This window comes from Streptomyces sp. SID11385, assembly GCF_010548245.1.
GTDB lineage: Bacteria > Actinomycetota > Actinomycetes > Streptomycetales > Streptomycetaceae > Streptomyces.
In genome coordinates, this window is the sequence record NZ_JAAGLR010000371.1 from 1 (window position 1) to 650 (window position 650).

At 78.6% G+C, this 650-nt stretch carries 1 protein-coding gene; it reads left to right on the forward strand.

All coding sequences use genetic code 11. The features are described from left to right. Positions 1 to 205 precede the first annotated feature (205 nt). The coding region (locus tag G3I42_RS11055; RefSeq protein WP_164284909.1) for a polysaccharide deacetylase family protein at positions 206 to 650 on the forward strand (445 nt) is incomplete at its 3' end.

The window sequence follows — 650 nt, forward strand, 5'->3', positions numbered from 1 at the left end:
GCGGCCGGGGGCTACGCGGTGGGGGCGGTACGGGCCCGGCGGGCGGGGTCGCTCGCGGAACCGGCGCCGCTCCTCGTACCGGCGGCGCCGGAACCCGCACCGGGACCCGTACCCGGACCCGGGTCCGTACCGGCGCCCGGGCTCGCGCGAAGAGAGGTGGGTCGTGCCCGCTGACCTCGCCGGGGACCGTCCCGTGCCCGTCCTCATGTACCACGCGATCGACCCCGATCCGCCCGCCGCGACCCGGCGGCTCTCGGTCACGCCCGACGCCTTCGCCACGCAGATGGCGCTCCTCGCCGGGTCCGGGATGACGCCGGTCACGGCGGCGGCGCTCGGCCGGGCGTGGCGCGGGGACGGCGCGCTGCCCGCGCGCCCCGTCCTCGTGACCTTCGACGACGGGTACGCGGGGGTGCACACGTACGCGCTGCCGGTGCTTCTCTCGTACGGCTTCGGCGCGACGCTCTTCGTCACGACCGGCTGGCTGCGCACCGGGCGCGGCGAGGCGGCGGGGGCGCCCGCGCCGATGCTCGACTGGCCGCGCCTGGCCGAACTCGCGGCGGCCGGGATCGAGATCGGCGGCCACACGCACTCGCACCCGCACCTTGACCGGCTCCCGGGGCCGCGCCTGCGCGCTGAGGTGCGGCGCGATG